Below are 17458 nucleotides of genomic sequence, written 5' to 3'. Positions count from 1 at the left end.
TCCAGTTTCGACCAGAATACGCATACTGTTCATCGATCTCCGGCAGGCTGAAGTAGTGATTGACCCACTTGTTCGGTCCGCGAAGGTACTGGACGAAGATGATCGGCCTTTCAGGTGTGCTCCGTTGACCGCTGAACTCGACCAATTGAATCTCTCTGCAGTACGGCTCACGCCTTACGATCTCCGCGGCCCGAAAGAGGTAGTCTTGATACTGCTTCTGCTCAGGCTTTAGATAGTGCGGGCAGATCGCGCCATCGTTGATTGGCGCCAAGTTCTGCATATGCTTTCTTGCAGACGCGAAGTGGTCGGGAATAGCCTTTGATTGAAGGACATAAGACGTTCCAGGGCTCACAACTTGTTCATACAGAACGTCCCTTCCGGCGAGCGCCTCCATCACGGCCTGTCTAGTTGATTCCGAACAACGAAGGCCAAAATACACCTTCTTCACCGCGCGGTAGTCGTGCTCGTGGAGCCCGGCTGGCGCGGTGACAACTCGCACTTCTTCTTCGTACCTCCACGGCGTGGACTTCACTCCTAAGATCCTCTAAAGGAGTGTTATTGGAGTGGTAGCACCTATAAGATGCTCAGAACTGAGCGTTGGCTCCGTGTCGCTGTACTGCACGTCAAAGCAATAGTGCAAGTTCGGTTCGAACTCAATGAGTTTCTCGATGTCGTAGCCAATGCAGAAGCCGCAATGAGAACCTCCGTAGTGAGCCCAAATGAGCTCATTCAGGGGGTTGTAGCTGAGCGAGAAGACTCCGCTCTTATCGACGAAGCTCAAGAGGTCGTTCGCGGCCTCTGAAACTGTATCAAACGAGCCTGCAAAACCAGGCGAAAATCCGGCCGCCACTTGCCGGATCAGTAAGAGCTGGCGATCTAGCGAAGACCGATCGAACCGACCCTCGAAGGGGTCGTTTAGGCTCCCTCGCGATGCTGCATAAAACGTAGCATCGCGCAATGCCCCGAGGTCTCTCTGGAGCGTTTGTGGATCGCCGCTTCGGTACTTAAATGCGAGGCGATTGGGTGAGGATTTCATGATGTATAACGCCCAAGGTAAGCGGCACCGGAGCACCGAATGTGCATAGGGGACCAACAAGGTCCATTAAAATGCCGAAGGCATGGCCCTTGTTGGCGTCCGCTTGACCGACCAGTTAGGTTTTGCACCGGCGGCATAAAAATACTAATTTGCTTTAACTGGCGGGGCCAGACTCGACAATTCTCTTCAGCTCTGAAAACTCTACGCCTTGCTTGGCGAGCCAAATGGACGCTTGTAGCCCAACGCGCGTACCCATCGCCATACCCTTGGGTTCGAAGTTGATTAGGCGAATAACTTCAGGGTCTTGTGTAAATTGACGGAAGGCATGATCAACCTCTGCGGGAACCAAGACTTCAACTTCTTTTCCTTGGAATATGTTTGAAAACTCTGGATTCCATTGCTGAATTTGGGCAAACCAGTGCCTGACGGCGCGTTCTCTTCGATTTGTCTCAGTAATTTCTCGGTACTTATTTATGTCGCTCGCATAATTCTTTTGAGGCTTCTGGCACCCGATAGCAGTACTTATTTGGCCATATAGATGCTCTAGATGCATTTCATCCAAGAGGTCTAGTGCCTGAAAATGAGAAAGCGGAACGGGTAACTGATCCTTCCGCAGGCCTGAGTGGCAAACGGAAATGGTCGGAATGCCTCTAATCCATCCGGCACCGAATTCGGTGTAGATCCAGGGTCGATTTAACGCGACCGGGGAAAGTAGACCAATAAAAATGACAGCATCACTGAGCTTATCCTTGATGACTTGCATCCACTCTTTCCCGCCTTGCAGGCTGTCAAGATTGGATGAAACAAAGAGCTGACAAAGCCCTAAGAAGCTGTTTTCTACATCATTCTTAAATAGATTTACGACTTCAGAGTCGACAGCTGCGTGACTCACAAAAATGATTGGCTTTTGCTGTTCCATTTTCCCTCCTTGGCTGAGTAGATTAGGCGGCTGCTAAGCGAAAACTAACGCCCAGGTTAATCGGCAAAAATGCGAAGCATTTTTGTCCGTGTTGAACCTATGGTTAGGCCGCTGCACGAAGGCACAACGTTGCCCACGCTACTCGACGAACCCAGGCCAGGTTTAGTGCAATGGAGCCGAATCATGTAGAGATCCCTCGGATTAAAGAACTTTTGCGAACGCCAAGCTTAACTGTTGAAGCATTTCAAACATCGGGGTTGCTAGTACGCGCCGTTTATGCAGATACTCCATTGCCTCCTGAAGTTCTACTTCAGTCGCAAAGCATGCAAACGGTTGACTTGCAAAGTGGTGCACAACCTCATTTCTGTGCATGACGATCTGAGTCCAAGTTGCGTCTAACAGGTCACGCTGCTCTGTATTGATGCGATCCTTGAGTCGCTGCATCAACGGCCCCATTGTTTCCTTTGAGTCAAGGAATACTCTCCAGTTGGCTGTGCCTTCATTCTCGGCGTGTGTCTCTGTACCGGGGACGACCATGTGTGGAAGCAGAAACTTTAGTCTGATCTCAATAGATTGATAGATGTACAAGCAACGTCCAAGTTCGGCGAATAGGCGGTCGGATTGTTCCGACGTTGGTTTCCATGTCTCGGTCATACTTTAATAGGCCTAACTAGTTTTATCGAACAATAACGGCGATATCCATTTATTCGAACATCACCCCTGAGGGCACCTCAGCAGAGTGAGCCCTTTGTACAGCTTAGCGACTGACAAATATACTGTACAAATGAACAGTATAACCAAAACCCAAAACTCGCCACGTTTACTTGACCAATTGCGCACTGCGATTCGGTACAAACACTATTCCTATGCAACCGAAAAAGCCTATGTGTACTGGGTTCGGTTTTACATTCGCTTCCACAACTTGCAACACCCAGCTCAAATGTCAGCACCGCATGTTGAGGCATTCTTGCAGTACCTAAGCATTAAAAGAAAAGTCTCAGCATCAACACACAAACAGGCATGGTCCGCATTACTTTTTCTGTATCGCGAAGTTCTAAAGCAAAACCTGCCATGGCTGGAGCAAGTGGGTCGTCCAACTACTTCCAAGCGTTTGCCTGTGGTCCTCACCCGTCAAGAAGCCGCCTCTGCCTTTAGTAATCTCGAAGGAGTCCATTTATTGGTCGCCAAGCTGCTGTATGCACTGTGGTATGCGAATTATGGAAGCGCTTCGCCTGCGTACAAAAGACATTGATTTTGAGCACAACTGCATCATCATCCGATGCGGTAAAGGAGACAAAGACAGAGTCGTTATGCTTCCGGCTTCACTTGCTGACTCTTTGAAAAATCAGCTGCAATATGCAAATGTTGTATGGAAGGGTGACAGAGCCAATTTGCTACCCGGTGTGGAGCTTCCTAATGCACTAGAGGTCAAATATCCCCGTGCTCCCGAGAGCTGGGCATGGTTCTGGGTATTCCCTCAAGAGAGAACTTCCAATTGTCCAGTGAGCGGCATTCACCGCAGGCATCATTTATATCCACAAACTTTCAGACGAGACTTCAAGCGCGCACTTGAAAGTGCTGCCATTCACAAACCGGCATCACCTCACACACTGCGGCATAGTTTCGCAACGCATCTTCTTCAATCCGGTGCTGATGTTCGAACTGTTCAAACATTGCTGGGTCATAACGACCTAAACACAACGATGATTTACACACATGTGGCAAATTGTGTCGGTGGAGTGGCCAGTCCTTTAGACTCACTTTCCTGCAGCACCATAGCTACCGCGGGCCAATACTAAAGCCCACTCTTATTGCGCGAAGTTTTATGAATTGTCTTGAAAAGTAAAATAATCCTGCATCAACATCAAGCATTTCTATTTCCCCACCCTGCTGCTTAATAAATAATCAATCTCTAGAACCAGTGCCCAGCCTTGTTATCAGCCACACAGCAAAAAATACCACCCCTCATTTGCAGGGCGGTGTCACTGAACTAAAAAACTCGCGGAAATAAAAAAACCAGACCACCCCGCTACGAATGGTCCGGTTTTCAACAAAAAGTATTTGCTGTTTTTTATGCGGCCACAGGTGCCTTGGTCACAGCTTTGCTCATACGTGCACGCACTGCTTTTTTCACTTCGGGGTTGGGGTTGCGCATGGCTTGGTTGACCTTCTCCACGAAAGCGTCGATCTCTTTCATGAAGTGGCTGTTGTCATGGTCCCAGGGGTGGAAGTCGGCGCGGAAGTAGTCGAAGAAATCGCTCATGGCGTTGCGGAAAATGCCTTCCTTGCCCAGCAACATTTTGGCAACGGCTTTGTAGCCTTGCAGGTGCTTGCCCTTGGTGTTGGGGTCGGCGAATACCAGGCGTGCGTGGAAGTACATAATGACGGGCCAGAAAATAACGGTGGCCAGTACCATGCCGAAGCGGCGAATGAAGCGGTTGTACACGTTGTCGGGAATCACGGTGTTCCACACGTCGTAGGCCACGGCTTTGTGCTCGGTTTCTTCGTATGCGTGCCACTGCCACATTTGCTTGAAACCTTCGTCTGATTTCTCGCCGGTTACTTTTGGATCTTTCAACACAGCGTCGGCCATGATGGCGGTGTAATGTTCCAGCGCAATGGTGCTAGCCAAGGATAATTTTTTGCCGAGTCCTTTTTGCAAACCACCCAACAGTTTCCACAGCATTTTGTCCAGCTTCAAAGCGGGCACACCACTGCGGTCCATCATCTCGTTGTATTCCTCGTGCTCGCGGCTGTGCAGCGCTTCCTGGCCGATGAATGCGGTGATGGCTTGTTTCAGTTCGGGGTCGGTCACCTGGTCTTTGTAGGCGCGCACGGAGTCCATGAACAAACGCTCGCCTGCGGGGAACGACACCGACAGTGCGTTGAAGAAATGGGTGACGTGCTCACCGGCTTCGTGCCAGTTGTTGATGCGGGACTCGTCGAGGTTGATCTTGACGTCACGGCGCACTGGAATGACTTTCATGGTGTACTCCTTTGGTTGCAACTATTTTTATGCTTTGGTACTAACGATTACATTGCTCAATGTATCAATCATTCTCGTCATTAACAACTGTAAACGTTAGAAAAACACTCTAAATTTCAAACGAGCGTTTGTTTTTAGAAACAGGGCAAACCCTTGATTCAATTGCATTAATTATTTTGCATTGCAATATGAAATTCGCTGGAATTTACGGAAGTGTTTGTTCCACAAAGGCTTCTTGACCTTGTGGTGTGCGGTAAAATCGAAGGATTGACCAGTTCATTGAGAGGTATTTATGAACGCTCCACAATCAATTTCTGTACAACAGCCGCGCACCGTGGAACACATTGTGGTGGGGCAAGCCACCAGCGATGGCGCAGGTGTAAAGCTAACCCGCGTAATTACGCAAAACCTGCAGCGCAGGCTAGACCCATTTCTAATGCTGGACAACTTCGGCAGCGACAACCCCAACGATTACATTGCAGGCTTTCCGAACCACCCGCACCGTGGGTTTGAAACCATCACGTACATGATTGCGGGGCGCATGTTGCACGAGGACAGCAAGGGCAACAAGGGCTTGCTGGAAAACGGTGGCGTACAGTGGATGACGGCCGGGCGCGGTGTGTTTCACAGTGAAATTCCGCAACAGGAAGAAGGCGTGATGGAAGGCTTTCAGCTGTGGTTGAACCTGCCCGCGAAAGACAAAATGTGCACGCCCTGGTATCGGGATTTCAAGAACAACGACCTGCCCCAGTTTAAAACCGCCGATGGTGTTGCGGTTACCGTGATTGCAGGCAACAGCTATGGCGTAGAAGGTGCGGTAAGCCGCGAAGGCACACAGCCTTTGTATCTGGACTTGCATTTGCCTGCGGGTTCGCGTTTTGTACAAGAACTGCCTGCGCAACACAATGCGGTGGTGTTTGTTTACCGAGGCGAAGTGAAAGTGGGCGGCCAAGTGGTGGGCGACAAACGCATGGCGATTTTGAAGAACGAAGGCGATGGCGTGGTGATAGAAGCCAGCGCCGATGCCAAGGCCCTGCTGATTGCGGGCAAGCCACTGAATGAGCCGATTGCGCAATACGGCCCGTTTGTGATGAACACCGAACAGGAAATTCGGCAGGCCCTGCAAGATTTTCGGGAAGGCACGCTGGCGTAAAAAAAGCCCGGAAGAATCCGGGCTTTTTTGTTTCAACTACTTTGGCACATCAAACGAATTATCTCGCTTCAACAGCCTCGGCAGGGGCAGCTTGCTCAAAGGCACCCACACGTTCGCTCAAAGACAGGATTCGATAGATCTCGTAGGTTTCCTGTTCATTGCTGGTGTCGCCCTCGGTCAAGATGCGCTTGGTGTCGTTCAAGGTTGCAGCGGCCACGGTGACGAAGTCGCCATCGGCCACAGCAGGATCGGGTGCTGAGACGTCACTCACCGAATCAAGCAACACATTGGTGAAGGTCAACCGGCCATTCGCCAATGTGTAGTCAGCTACGATTACACCGTTGGCCTCTTCACCGTTGTCCACCGCGGGCAGATCGGTGAACACCAACATCACGCGTGAATTGGACAGGAAGTAGTAAAACACCGAGGCGACATCTTCACCGAAATCAACGCTGCCGTTCTGAGCTGGCGCGGCGATGGTGGTGGGTCCACCGGTTGACAATTCGGGTGGAAGTACCTCGTACCAAGATCCAATCAAGCTGTCTTTCACGTTGTTGAAGCGCTCGAAGGTAGCAACAATTGTGGTGCCCTGCTCGACCAAGGTCAGCACCAGTTGATTGCCGTCGAGGGCAACTTTTGAAGAAAACAGGAATGGATCGCTTTCACTCGAAGAGTTGTTGGTACCGGGTGGGCTTGTGAAATCGGGAACCAAAGCGCGCGGCAAGCTGGTGAACTGAAATTCAGCAGTGTCGCTGTTGTAGTTGGTCGTACCCACACCAACAAACGAGAAATCTGGTTCAGTGTCACTCAATTCAAATTCAGAGAATACGAAAGAGTTGACCACACCATCGCTCGCTGCATTTGTGTTGCCCACATCAAAGCTCAACAACACTTGGTAATCTGCGCTGCTTGCGATAGTTTCTTCACCATCCATCGCGCTGACCAGACGCCAATTGCCTTGCAGCTCGTTTCTGTAGAAGCGAAGCATGGCTTCCTCAGAATCAACAATCATCGGCTCGCTACCCTCTGGGTATGCGCCGTCGATCGCTGTCTGGAACGCCATCTGGAAGTCCATTGGTTCCATTTCCAGACTGGTCAATAGATCCGCAGCGTTGGCGAACTCGATGTTGTCAGGAATGGTCACTGAGCCATTCTCAGGCAGGCCATCACTGTCTATGGTTTGGAAAAACGTGGTGAGGTTGGCCAAAATATTGGCTTGCGTTGTTGCATCGCCATCAGCCAGCTCTTCAGCAATTGTTTGGGGTGTAATGCGTGCACCACCGGGTACTGCAATTTCCAGCCCTGCAATATTGAAGGTAACTGTGTCACCTGCCTGGAAGTTAAACATGCCACCGTTCATGGTGGTGCCTGTCAACCCGCTTGGTGTTGCGGTGTAGGGAACGCCATCAATAGGAGAGTTGGTAAGCTGGCCTGAAGTGGTGGTACCGCCACCGCCGCCTGCTCCACCTCCACCTGCTGCTGGCGCAGTGCCATCACCGCCACCGCCGCAGCCCGCTAAAATAGCCAAGCTTAAAATGCTGGCGCCAAAAAAACGATTAAAACCCATAAAACACCCCTTTTGAGTAGGCTAATTGTTTCAACTTATTAATCAGATAGTTAACACACCGTTAATTAGTGCGAACGGGTATTAACCACTGAAGAATATAGAAGCCAATTACTGCCTACCACCCACTCAAATTGGGGCCTGTAAAAATACTGACTTACTGCTTATTTACTGCTTATTTACTGCTCAATCACCACTGGCTTTTTAAGCGCAACCCAGCCTTCGGCCTTGGGCAAATAATGCTGTTCAATCACGTTGCGCTTGATCTTCATGGTGGGGGTCAGAAAGCCGTTTTCCATGCTCCACAGATCTTTTACCACCACAATGCAGCTCAACTTTTCATGGGCTTCAAGCTGACCATTCACATGGTTTAGCAGCTCGGTCATTTCGCTTTCAACCCGAGCCGCTTCGTTGGGGTTTTGCTCCACTTGTTTGTGTTCCTCAAGGGGCAACATGACCAGCGCAAACGGCTGTGAAAACGAGGGGCCTGTTACACACACAGCCTCGATCAATTCATGGCCGTTCAAGCGGTTTTCAATCGGCACAGGCGCAATGTATTTGCCCTTGCTGGTTTTGAACAATTCTTTCACGCGGCCGGTAATTTTCAAGCGGCCTTGCTCGTCGATCACGCCCATATCGCCGGTTTTCAAAAAGCCGTCGGCGGTGTAAGACTCTGCAGTCAGTTCGGGGTTTTTGTAATAGCCCATCATGTTGCAGGGGCTTTTAACCAGCACCTCACCTACTTCGGAAATTTTGCATTCCACGCCGGGGTAGGTGTTGCCCACATAGCCCACGCGCACTTTGCCGGGCAGGCTGCAATGGGAATACGCGAAGTTCTCGCTCATGGCGTAGCCTTCGAGCAAATCAAGCCCCAGGTTGCGGTACCAAGACATCAGGGCCGGGGCCAAGGGTGCAGAACCGCTCAGCGCCATGCGCACTTCTGACAGGCCCAGTTTTTTCAGCAAAAACTTTTTGAACAAACCGGAAAGAATGGGGATGCGGAAAATAATGTGCTGCACACCCAGCGGAATTTTTCCGCAAATGCCGTTGTAAAACTTGGTCCACAAACGCGGTACCGAGAAAAACAGGGTTGGCCGTGCGCGTTGCAAGTCTTGAATAAAACTGTCGAGCCCGAACGAGAAGTACACATGAAAGCCATAGAACAGCGAGCCGGTTTCGAGAATGGCGCGTTCTGCGGCGTGGGCCAGCGGCAGGTAGGAAATCATGCGGTCGGTGTTGCTGAAGCTCATCACCTGCGAGGTGCCGCGCAGTGCGCTGATCATGGCGTTGAACGAGATCATCACGCCCTTGGGCTTGCCGGTACTGCCCGAGGTGTACAGCATGGTGGCCATTTCATCTTTGCTGCGCTTGACCGGCTTTTGCGTGGGCGCAGTGGCGGCCACAATATCGTCCCATTTTTTGGCGTGCTTTAATTCAGGCGCCAAGGGCAAAGTGATGGTAGGCATGCTGGTGGGAATACCCTTCTCGACCACGCGCCACAGCTCGTCCATCTTGCCGATGAAAATCATTTTTGAGTCGCTGTTGTCGAGCACGTATTCAGCAGTTTCAGCGTTCAGTGTGGGGTACAAGGGAATGGACACATGCCCTGCCCGCCAAATGGCCAGGTCGGCCATGATCCAGTGTGCGCTGTTCTTGCCCAAAATACCGATATGGGTTTTTTCGGGCAGGTTGAGCGACTGCAAATAAGCCGCCATGCGGTTGACTTGATCAGCCACTTGAGCCCAGGTGTAGTCCACTGTTTTCTCGGCCGAGAAAGGCTGTGTGAAATAAACCTTGTTGGGTTGTGTGGCTGCCCAATGGTCCAGGCAATCCAGCAGGGTTTCAAATTTTTCGTACTGCGCTGCGCTCATTTGTTTGTCTCCCGAGTTTTTTCTGTTCTTTTAAGTTGATACAAGAATATCAGCACGCTGGCTGCTTCATGGAAATTTCACATTCATTTTGTCAACCTGCCAAGGTCACCAAGAGTTAAACGATGACATTGCTTCAAAAAAGTCCTACAGCCTATTTTCATCAGGAGTACTCAATGAAAACGCTTATTTCCATCATCGCTTTGGGCACCACGCTTGCGTTTTCCCAATTGGCCCAGGCTGGCGATGATTACCGCCGCAGTCATGGCCCCACCATCGACATCAACATCCTGATTCCGTCAGCCTATGCCGCCCTTGGTTTCGACGGTTACGACGATCGCCGGGTTTGGGGCGACGACGACGATTGGGACGACCGCGATGATGACGATGACGACGACGATTGGGATGACCGCGACGATGACGACGACGACGATGATTGATTTACGTCATCGTTAATACGCTAGTTCAAAGCCCCCTTGTTTTCCAGCAGTATGGCGGCGCCCAAGCCGCCACCTGCACAGCTGGACACCACGGCGTAACGCTTGTTCTCCACCCGCAACCTGCGGGCTGCGGTGGTGAGTAAGCGAATGCCTGTGGCCGCAAACGGATTGCCCAGGGAAAGCGAACCACCCCAAGTGTTCAGTTTGTTCATGGGCAATTCGCCGGGAACCGCACCGCCATAGTACTCACCCGCAAATTCGCTACGCTGCATGCAAGCGATGTTCACCAACACTTGGGCTGCAAAAGCCTCGTGCAGTTCCCACACGTCGATGTCGGCCATGCTCAACTTGTTTCTGGCCAACAAGGCAGGAATGGACACGGCTGGCCCCAACAACATTTCTTCTTCCAGGTTTTTCACAGCGGCCAGTTGATAATCCACCACCTCGGCCAGGGGCTGTAAACCCATGTCGTTTGCGGCTTCCAGGCTGGTGACCAGCAAGGCGGCTGAACCATCGGTAAAACGCGATGAACCTGCGGCGGTGATGACACCGTCCTTTCGGAAAATGGTGCGCATGGTGCTTAGCTTTTGGATATTACTGTCCTTGCGGGGTGTGTTGTCCAATGTAATGGGGTGTTTGAAACCGGGCACCTGAACCGGAATAATGGTGCCCTCGAAGTGGCCTTGGTTCAGTGCCTCAATGGCCAACTGGTGGCTGCGCACGGTGAAAGCATCGCAGTCTTCACGGCTTACCTTGAACTTTTGCACCATTTGTTCGGCGCACACGCCCATGGTTTTGCGAGTGGTGAAGTCGGTGCCGGTGGGCATCTCGGGTTTCAAGTCGGCTGGGCGAAGGCTGGCCAAGTTTTTCAGTATGTTTTTTGCAGAAGAATCTTGCCGCACCTTCATGGCTGCGCGCCGAATTTTTTGGGAGTAACGAATGGGAATATCGGAAAAGCTTTCCACACCCGCTGCAATGCCCACGTCGATTCGGCCCAAGGCGATCATGTCGCACAAATTGGCAAAGCCCACGCTGGCCGACAAACCGGCCATGGAGGTGGTGTAAGCGGGAATGGTGGCGGGCAAGCCAGCACTCAACATGCTTTCACGCGCCACGTTCGAGGTTTCAATTTCATGCAACACGGTGCCCATGGTCACCATGTTCACGCGGTTTGCATCAACACCAGTCTTGTTGACCAAACCGGCAATGGCTTTGCCACCCAATTCATAGGTCATAAGCTGCGAATATGCACCACCTGAATCCAGAAAAGGTGTGCGCACGCCATCGACAATTACGGCTTTTCGAATCGACTTCATTTGAAGCGCCCCACCATGTGCAAGGTGCCATCAGCGGAGGCCAAACGCAGCTGTGTGTAACCTTCAGAATCCTTCTTGGTGCTGGTTTGTACCTGCATGCCGGCATGGGGCAAAGGCAGTGGTTTGATCCAGCGCACATCAAGATCGGCTACCGTGTGGCCTGCGTTGTGCAGCACTTCCCAAGTACGGGCCAATTGCCCGAAGCCATGCAAAATACAGCTTTTAAAACGCGTGCGTTTGCCCAGAGCCTTAATGGTGTGAATGGGATTGAAGTCGCCCGTCAGCATGGCAAACGCCAGGCCATCTTCTTCCTCGGCATTCCAGTGCCCTGCGGTGGTGAATTCAAATTCATCGCGCTTGGCGGGTTTGCTTTTGCCTGCTGGTTTACCACGGGGTACGGTGGAGTAACTGTCGATGACCACCGCCAATTCACCCTCGGGGTTGCTGGCCTGTACGCGCGTGTGAATGCGCACCTTGTCGCCATCATCAGTCACGTCCATCAAACTGCCGCGCAGGGCGATTGACTCGCCACGATTCAGTGGCTTGTGAATTTGCATGCGCAAACCCTGATTCAACAGCGACAACAAATTGTAAGGCGCAAGGCTACCCAGCTTGGCCAGCATGGGCATGGCCCAGTGGCTGCAAAAATGTGCAGGCATTTCTGTGCGGTAGCGATTAGCGGGTGCACCGGTCCAGGCCACGTATTGGTCCAGCAATTCATCGTTCAGCGCGGGCACATGCATGCTGTGGTGCACAGGCAGTTGCGGCAAGGTACCGGGCCGGGTGATCGGCGTTGCATTGCGAATAGCCGCCCAGCCCATGGACCGAATGTTGGGCCAGTGCAAGGCCAGGTATTTCAATGGATAGTCTGCCAACATGGTGTGTAGTCCTTTTCTTTTTTACAGGCCCAACTGCTTGCCAATAATTTCATTCATGATTTCATAGGTGCCACCGCCGATCGATGCAATTCGATTGTCGCGGTACAAACGCTCCACCAAACTTTCTCGCATGAAGCCCATGCCCCCAAAAATTTGCACGGCTTCATAGGTGATGAAATCAGATGTTTTGGTGGCGAAGTTTTTGGCCATCGACACTTCTTTCAGCGCAGGTTTACCCGCCTGCATGCGGGCTGCAACCCGGTAAGTGAATTCCCGACTGGCTTCCAGCTGTGTGGCCATGTCGGCCAGCTTGTGGCGAATCACCTGGTGTTTGCTCAAAGGCTTGCCGAAAGTGCTGCGGTTTTTGGCGTAATTCAAGGCCTCGTTGAATGCCAATTCAGACAAGGTGTTGGCGTAGCAAGCCAGGCCCAAACGCTCGGCCTCGAAATTGGTCATGATCATCATGAAGCCGCCGTTTTCAATGCCGATCAAATTCGATTTTGGCACCACCACGTTGTCGAAGAAAAGTTCGGCGGTGTCGCTGCACCACCAACCCATTTTTTTCAAAGGCTGGCCTGTGGTAAAGCCGGGCATGCCCTTTTCCATCAGCAACATGCTGATGCCGCCATAGCCATCGCCACCAGTGCGCACGGCCACGGTGTAATAGTCGGCGCGAATACCCGATGTGATGTAGGTTTTGGAACCCGACACTTTGTAGTGGTCGCCACAATCCACGGCACGGGTTTTCAGGTTGGCGACATCGGACCCACCACCAGGCTCGGTCACGGCCAGCGCAATGATTTTTTCACCACGCAGCACGGGCGGCACAATGCGTTCTTTCATCTCGGGGCTGGCCCACTTTGCAATGGGTGGCAGTGCAATGCCATGCGACATCAGGCTTGAGAAAAAACCACCGGAACCCGCGCGCAACAATTCTTCAGTGGCCACCAGGCTCATGAAGTAGTCGCCTTCGGAATTGCCACCGAATTCCTCTGGATAGCCAATGCCCAGAATACCGGCATCGCCAGCCAGATTAAATATTTCCCGGGGGAAAGTGCTCGCCTCTTCCCATTCATTGATGTTGGGTTGAATGTGTCGCTCAACGAAGCGGCGAATGTTGCGGCGTGCTTCGTCGTGGGTTTCATTGAAGTAGGAAGTGAACATGCGAAGACCTTACAGTGGTGACGACAGTTGTCGAATTCGATTCTGGAAACAAGGGGGGCGGCGAACCTCGCCATGGCCAAGCCACGCGGCGGCGGCTGCGAAAGCGGCACGACCTTCGGGCATGGTGGGAGAAAACAAAATGAAATCGTGAAACACGCCCGACCACACATCCACATAGCACTCGGTGCCCAGCGCCTGGGCCTGCTTCATCAAGCGCAGGCTGTCGACCATGAACACTTCATTGGCGGAGCACTGCACATACACTGGCGGCAAACGGGACAAATCGCCCAACAGTGGCGAGATCAAAGGGTTTGCCGGATCGTGAACATTGGCATAGGGGGTGGCAAACATGCGCTTGAGCCAATCACGGGCTTTGGCTTCGTTGTGACCCAGGAATGCGTCCACCACTTCGGGGCGCAAATCGCTTTCGCCCAAAGAAGGATCAAGCCAGGGCGAGCTAAGGTAAACACGGGAAGGCAAGCGAAGTTCACTGGCATTCATGGCGTGGCATAGCGCAAGGCTTAAATTGCCGCCTGCGGAATCGCCTGCCAGCAGCAATTCATTCTGGCCGTGTTCCTGCAGCAGGGCTTTCCACACTTCAACAACATCGTTCAAACCCGCCGGGAAAGGGGCTTTGCCCATGAGGGTGTAATCGGGTACCCAGGCGCGGGCAATGCCCGATTTTTTGCACAGGCGTGCAACAAAGGCCCGGTAATTGGCAGCGCTGCCAAACGCAAAACCACCGCCATGCAAAAACAGCAGGGTTCGACTGGTGTTGGCGTGTGCGCTGTGGTTCTCGATAATTTCCACCGGTACGCCATTGACTGTGCGGTGCTGCACGGTGCAACCCGCTGGCATTCGGGACAGTTTTTGCAACAGGTTGGTAACGCGCTCGCCAACCCGCCATACCTTTTCAGGATTGCGGGCTGCCAGCAAACGCCCTTGGCACAGGCGTAAAAACAGGGTGACGGATTTGGACATGGAGCTCATGCAAACATCTTGTTGCATGCATGCTGTTTGGCCTAGGGCAAAGCCGGACACAATGGGGGTAAATAGCGACAGGCTGTCTTAATTTACCCTGCTTTGTTCAATAAATGCTTGCGGCGACATGCCAAACCAGCGTTTGAAGGCGCGCCTGAAGTTGGAAACTTCTTGATAACCCAGGCTAAGTGCCACCGATTCCACCGTGTTGTTGCTGACCAGCAAGCTGAGTTTGGCCTGCCTCGCCAGTTCGGAATCGCGCAGTGTTTGGTAACTGGTTTGTTCATCGCGCAGGTAGCGCATCAAGGTGCGCGATGACAAATGAAAATGGCTTGCCACTTGCTCGCAAGTCCATATTTGACCGGGGTTGCTGCGCAACAGCTCGGTAACCCTGGCTGCCCAGTTGCTGGGGCGGCGCTGTTCAAGCAACAACTGCTCGCAACGGGCCAAGGCCATGGCGTGGGTTTCCGGATCCGCCATGGGATTGGACATCAAGGCCAAACCATGGGGAATCACAATTTTTGTTTTCGGTTTGCCGAACAGGCAAGGTGCATGCAAAAATTCGGGGTACTGGTTGGCATACGGCGGGGCAGAATACGCCAGCTCCACTCGCAATGCGGGTTTGGAATTGCCAATGATCATACCCAGGTGGTTGACCATGGTAGCCAGCACTGCTTCGCAGAAAAATCGCCCTACTTCATCCAGCTCAATACCCATGTTGATGATCACCGCAAAGTGATCGCTGGCAATGTGCCCTTCCATGCGGGCAAAGCCACCGCGTATGTCGTGAAACTTTTCAGTCGCTTTCCAGGCATGGCCCAAGGTGGGCGATGAAGCAATCAAGGTGCCCAGTGGGCCGTGCGCGGCCAGGTGCAAATTGGCACCCCAGCGCAAGCCCAGTGCCGGGTTGCCGCTTAGCTGCAAGGCATTGCGCACAATCACGGCCTGGGTTTCTGAATCAATGTACCTGTTCAGCTCGAACAGATCGGCCGGTGCAAGGCGCGTGCCTTTCAACAGCAGAAGCTGGCCTTTGTGGTCCAGCCCCTGCTCACGCGCCAGTGTGCGCGTGTAGGCCGTTGGAAAAACAACCTTGTTGTTGGCGTGTTGACTGGTCACACTGTTGCGGCAAGTCGAGCGCCTTGGTTAATGGCTTCTTTGGCATCAAGTTCAGCGGCCTTGAATGCACCGCCAATGATGTGCAGTGGCTTGCCCAAAGCGCGCACTGATTCTTCCAGTTCGCGGTTGGGGTGCTGGCCTGCACACACAATGACGTTGTCCACTTCCAGCAAGTGCTCGGCACCATCGGGGGTACGAATGCGCAAGCCGGCGTCTTCAACACCGATGTATTCCACGCCCGACAACAAACGCACGCCTTTGGCTTCCAGCGCGGCGCGGTGGATCCAGCCCGTGGTTTTTCCGGGGCCGGCAATTTTCTTGGGCTTGCGTTGCAAAATCGTGATTTGTCGGGATGCTTTTTCCGGGTTGGCCTTCACGCCGGCAATGCCGCCACGCGCATTCTGTTCGCGGTCAATGCCCCAAAATTCGCAGAAGTCTTCAATGCTGGTGGAGGGGGATTGCGCCACGCCATGCTCATTTGCGTGATGAGTCAAAAACTCGGCGGTATCCACACCAATACCACCACCGCCTACAATGGCCACACGCTGCCCAACCGGCTTGCCGTGCTTGAGCACATCGAGATAACCCATCACCTTGGGGTGATCAACACCGGGCAGGCTGGGCACGTTGGGAATAATGCCGGTGGCCAGCACCACTTCATCAAAGTCTTTCAGATCATCGGCGTTAACGCGTTTACCCAATTGGAAATTGACACCTTCTTTCTTCAACATGGTGCTGAAGTAACGAATGGTTTCGTGGAATTCTTCCTTGCCGGGCACTTGCTTGGCAATGTTGAACTGCCCGCCAATTTCCTTGGCCTCATCGAACAGTGTCACCGCGTGGCCGCGCTGTGCAGCCGTCAAGGAGAACGACATGCCTGCGGGGCCTGCACCTACTACCGCCACTTTTTTCTTCGCGCTTGTTTTCACAAAAACAAGCTCGGTTTCGTGGCAAGCCTGCGGGTTCACCAAACAGCTGCAACGCTTGCCGCCAAAGGTGTGGTCAAGACAAGCCTGATTGCAACCAATGCAGGTGTTGATTTCATCCACACGGCCTTCTTTGGTTTTCAACACCCAGTCGGGATCAGCCAGAAACGGGCGGGCCATGGCGATCATGTCGGCATCGCCATTTTGCAACACGCGTTCGGCATCGCCGGGCATGTTCAAACGGTTCGACGCAGCCACAGGAATGGACACCACTTCCTTGATTTTGCGGGTCGCCCAGGTGAATGCACCGCGCGGCACTTGCGTGGCGATGGTTGGAATTTTTGCTTCGTGCCAGCCAATACCGGTGTTCAGAATGGTAACGCCGGCTTTTTCAAGTTCACGGGCCAGCAGCAAGGTTTCTTCCAGGCTTTGACCATCGGGTACCAAATCAAGCATGGACATGCGGTACACGATGATGAATTCTGCACCCACTTTGGCGCGAATGCGGCGCACCACTTCCAGCGGAAAGCGCATGCGTTTTTCGAAAGTGCCGCCCCATTCATCGGTGCGCTCGTTGCCGCGCTCGGTCAAAAACTGGTTCAGCAAATAACCTTCCGAACCCATGACTTCGACACCGTCGTAGCCTGCCATTTTGGCGTACGCAGCCGCGCTGGCAAAACCATCAATTTCCTGTTCAATTTCTTCTGCAGTTAGCGCGCGTGGGGTGAATGGGAAAATGGGCGACTGCTTGGCCGACGCTGAAACCATGTTCACGTTGTAAGCCTGGCGGCCTGCGTGCAACAACTGAATGGCAATTTTTCCGCCTGCGGCGTGTACAGCATCGGTCACCGTGCGGTGGCGAATGGCGTCTTGCTCGCTGGTCATGCGGCCAGCACCGGGCCACAACACGGCGGTTTCTGACGTGGCAAAACCACCGGTGATCATCAAACCCACATCGCCTTGTGCGCGGCGTGCGAAAAACGCAGCCAGCTTGGCCGGGTCTTCCTCTTCAAGCCCTGTGTGCATGGAACCCATGATGACGCGATTCTTCAAGGTGGTGAAACCCAGGTTCAATGGCTCAAGAAGCTTGGTGTGCGACGCTGCTGGCATT

At 52.8% G+C, this 17458-nt stretch carries 15 protein-coding genes and 1 pseudogene; 3 read left to right on the top strand and 13 right to left on the bottom strand.

Annotated elements, in window-relative coordinates; all coding sequences use genetic code 11:
• From B4N58_RS04975 to B4N58_RS04965, 4 genes are all read right to left on the bottom strand, one after another.
• Window positions 1-532: hypothetical protein (locus B4N58_RS04975; protein ID WP_291746481.1), on the bottom strand; the 532-nt coding region annotated here is incomplete at its 3' end.
• Between the two features lie 12 nt (window positions 533-544).
• On the bottom strand, window positions 545-1036 hold the full coding sequence (locus B4N58_RS15650; protein ID WP_363308865.1) for a DUF2971 domain-containing protein: 492 nt from the start codon (window positions 1034-1036) through the stop codon (window positions 545-547).
• Window positions 1037-1190: 154 nt separating this feature from the next.
• Window positions 1191-1955 (bottom strand): TIR domain-containing protein, encoded by a 765-nt coding sequence (locus tag B4N58_RS04970; RefSeq protein ID WP_291746479.1) that lies wholly within the window; start codon window positions 1953-1955, stop codon window positions 1191-1193.
• Window positions 1956-2156: 201 nt separating this feature from the next.
• A complete protein-coding gene (locus B4N58_RS04965) occupies window positions 2157-2543 on the bottom strand; it encodes a hypothetical protein (protein WP_291746477.1) in 387 nt (128 codons plus the stop codon).
• Between the two features lie 196 nt (window positions 2544-2739).
• Between B4N58_RS04965 and B4N58_RS04960 the strand changes: the two are divergent.
• A pseudogene (locus B4N58_RS04960) lies at window positions 2740-3754 on the top strand (integron integrase).
• 272 nt (window positions 3755-4026) lie between these two features.
• Here the strand turns inward: B4N58_RS04960 and B4N58_RS04955 are convergent.
• Window positions 4027-4941 carry a metal-dependent hydrolase gene (locus B4N58_RS04955; protein ID WP_291746474.1) on the bottom strand — a complete coding sequence of 305 codons (915 nt, stop codon included), beginning with the start codon at window positions 4939-4941 and terminating at the stop codon, window positions 4027-4029.
• Window positions 4942-5233: 292 nt separating this feature from the next.
• Between B4N58_RS04955 and B4N58_RS04950 the strand changes: the two genes are divergently transcribed.
• Window positions 5234-6094 (top strand): pirin family protein, encoded by an 861-nt coding sequence (locus tag B4N58_RS04950; RefSeq protein ID WP_291746470.1) that lies wholly within the window; start codon window positions 5234-5236, stop codon window positions 6092-6094.
• Between the two features lie 58 nt (window positions 6095-6152).
• Here B4N58_RS04950 and B4N58_RS04945 read toward each other — a convergent pair whose 3' ends face one another.
• A complete protein-coding gene (locus tag B4N58_RS04945; protein ID WP_291746468.1) occupies window positions 6153-7661 on the bottom strand; it encodes a hypothetical protein in 1509 nt (502 codons plus the stop codon).
• Window positions 7662-7837: 176 nt separating this feature from the next.
• Window positions 7838-9529 (bottom strand): AMP-binding protein, encoded by a 1692-nt coding sequence (locus tag B4N58_RS04940; RefSeq protein ID WP_291746465.1) that lies wholly within the window; start codon window positions 9527-9529, stop codon window positions 7838-7840.
• 173 nt (window positions 9530-9702) lie between these two features.
• On the opposite strand from B4N58_RS04940, the gene B4N58_RS04935 reads away from it, so the two are divergent.
• Window positions 9703-9966, top strand: a complete 264-nt coding sequence (locus tag B4N58_RS04935; protein WP_291746463.1) for a hypothetical protein — start codon at window positions 9703-9705, stop codon at window positions 9964-9966.
• Window positions 9967-9986: 20 nt separating this feature from the next.
• On the opposite strand, the gene B4N58_RS04930 is transcribed toward B4N58_RS04935, so the two are convergent.
• The 6 genes from B4N58_RS04930 to B4N58_RS04905 form a co-directional block, all read right to left on the bottom strand.
• Window positions 9987-11282 (bottom strand): thiolase family protein, encoded by a 1296-nt coding sequence (locus B4N58_RS04930; protein WP_291746460.1) that lies wholly within the window; start codon window positions 11280-11282, stop codon window positions 9987-9989.
• Entirely contained in the window at window positions 11279-12160 is an 882-nt protein-coding gene (locus B4N58_RS04925) for a MaoC family dehydratase (protein WP_291746457.1), read from the bottom strand. Before B4N58_RS04925 ends, B4N58_RS04930 begins: the two co-directional genes overlap by 4 nt.
• Window positions 12161-12181: 21 nt before the next feature.
• Window positions 12182-13324 (bottom strand): acyl-CoA dehydrogenase family protein, encoded by a 1143-nt coding sequence (locus tag B4N58_RS04920; RefSeq protein WP_008252120.1) that lies wholly within the window; start codon window positions 13322-13324, stop codon window positions 12182-12184.
• Between the two features lie 9 nt (window positions 13325-13333).
• Window positions 13334-14305, bottom strand: a complete 972-nt coding sequence (locus B4N58_RS04915) for an alpha/beta hydrolase fold domain-containing protein (protein WP_291746454.1) — start codon at window positions 14303-14305, stop codon at window positions 13334-13336.
• Window positions 14306-14392: 87 nt separating this feature from the next.
• Window positions 14393-15421 carry an AraC family transcriptional regulator gene (locus tag B4N58_RS04910; RefSeq protein WP_291746451.1) on the bottom strand — a complete coding sequence of 343 codons (1029 nt, stop codon included), beginning with the start codon at window positions 15419-15421 and terminating at the stop codon, window positions 14393-14395.
• Complete coding sequence (locus B4N58_RS04905; RefSeq protein WP_291746448.1) at window positions 15418-17457, bottom strand: NADPH-dependent 2,4-dienoyl-CoA reductase; 2040 nt, start codon at window positions 17455-17457, stop codon at window positions 15418-15420. The genes B4N58_RS04910 and B4N58_RS04905 overlap by 4 nt, the downstream gene beginning before the upstream one ends.
• Between the last annotated feature and the right edge of the window lies 1 nt (window position 17458).

The sequence above is a fragment of the Limnobacter sp. UBA3528 genome (assembly GCF_002377005.1).
Classification (GTDB): Bacteria; Pseudomonadota; Gammaproteobacteria; order Burkholderiales; family Burkholderiaceae_B; genus Limnobacter.
The sequence above is the reverse complement of the archived record's forward strand: the minus strand, read 5'-3'. Positions and strand labels throughout refer to the sequence as shown.

Coding starts and splice junctions, on each gene's coding strand:
- B4N58_RS15650 (WP_363308865.1), bottom strand. CDS start 1,036: ATGAAATCCTCACCCAATCGCCTCGCATTTAAGTACCGAAGCGGCGAT.
- B4N58_RS04970 (WP_291746479.1), bottom strand. CDS start 1,955: ATGGAACAGCAAAAGCCAATCATTTTTGTGAGTCACGCAGCTGTCGAC.
- B4N58_RS04955 (WP_291746474.1), bottom strand. CDS start 4,941: ATGAAAGTCATTCCAGTGCGCCGTGACGTCAAGATCAACCTCGACGAG.
- B4N58_RS04950 (WP_291746470.1), top strand. CDS start 5,234: ATGAACGCTCCACAATCAATTTCTGTACAACAGCCGCGCACCGTGGAA.
- B4N58_RS04945 (WP_291746468.1), bottom strand. CDS start 7,661: ATGGGTTTTAATCGTTTTTTTGGCGCCAGCATTTTAAGCTTGGCTATT.
- B4N58_RS04940 (WP_291746465.1), bottom strand. CDS start 9,529: ATGAGCGCAGCGCAGTACGAAAAATTTGAAACCCTGCTGGATTGCCTG.
- B4N58_RS04935 (WP_291746463.1), top strand. CDS start 9,703: ATGAAAACGCTTATTTCCATCATCGCTTTGGGCACCACGCTTGCGTTT.
- B4N58_RS04930 (WP_291746460.1), bottom strand. CDS start 11,282: ATGAAGTCGATTCGAAAAGCCGTAATTGTCGATGGCGTGCGCACACCT.
- B4N58_RS04925 (WP_291746457.1), bottom strand. CDS start 12,160: ATGTTGGCAGACTATCCATTGAAATACCTGGCCTTGCACTGGCCCAAC.
- B4N58_RS04920 (WP_008252120.1), bottom strand. CDS start 13,324: ATGTTCACTTCCTACTTCAATGAAACCCACGACGAAGCACGCCGCAAC.
- B4N58_RS04915 (WP_291746454.1), bottom strand. CDS start 14,305: ATGTCCAAATCCGTCACCCTGTTTTTACGCCTGTGCCAAGGGCGTTTG.
- B4N58_RS04905 (WP_291746448.1), bottom strand. CDS start 17,457: ATGCCAGCAGCGTCGCACACCAAGCTTCTTGAGCCATTGAACCTGGGT.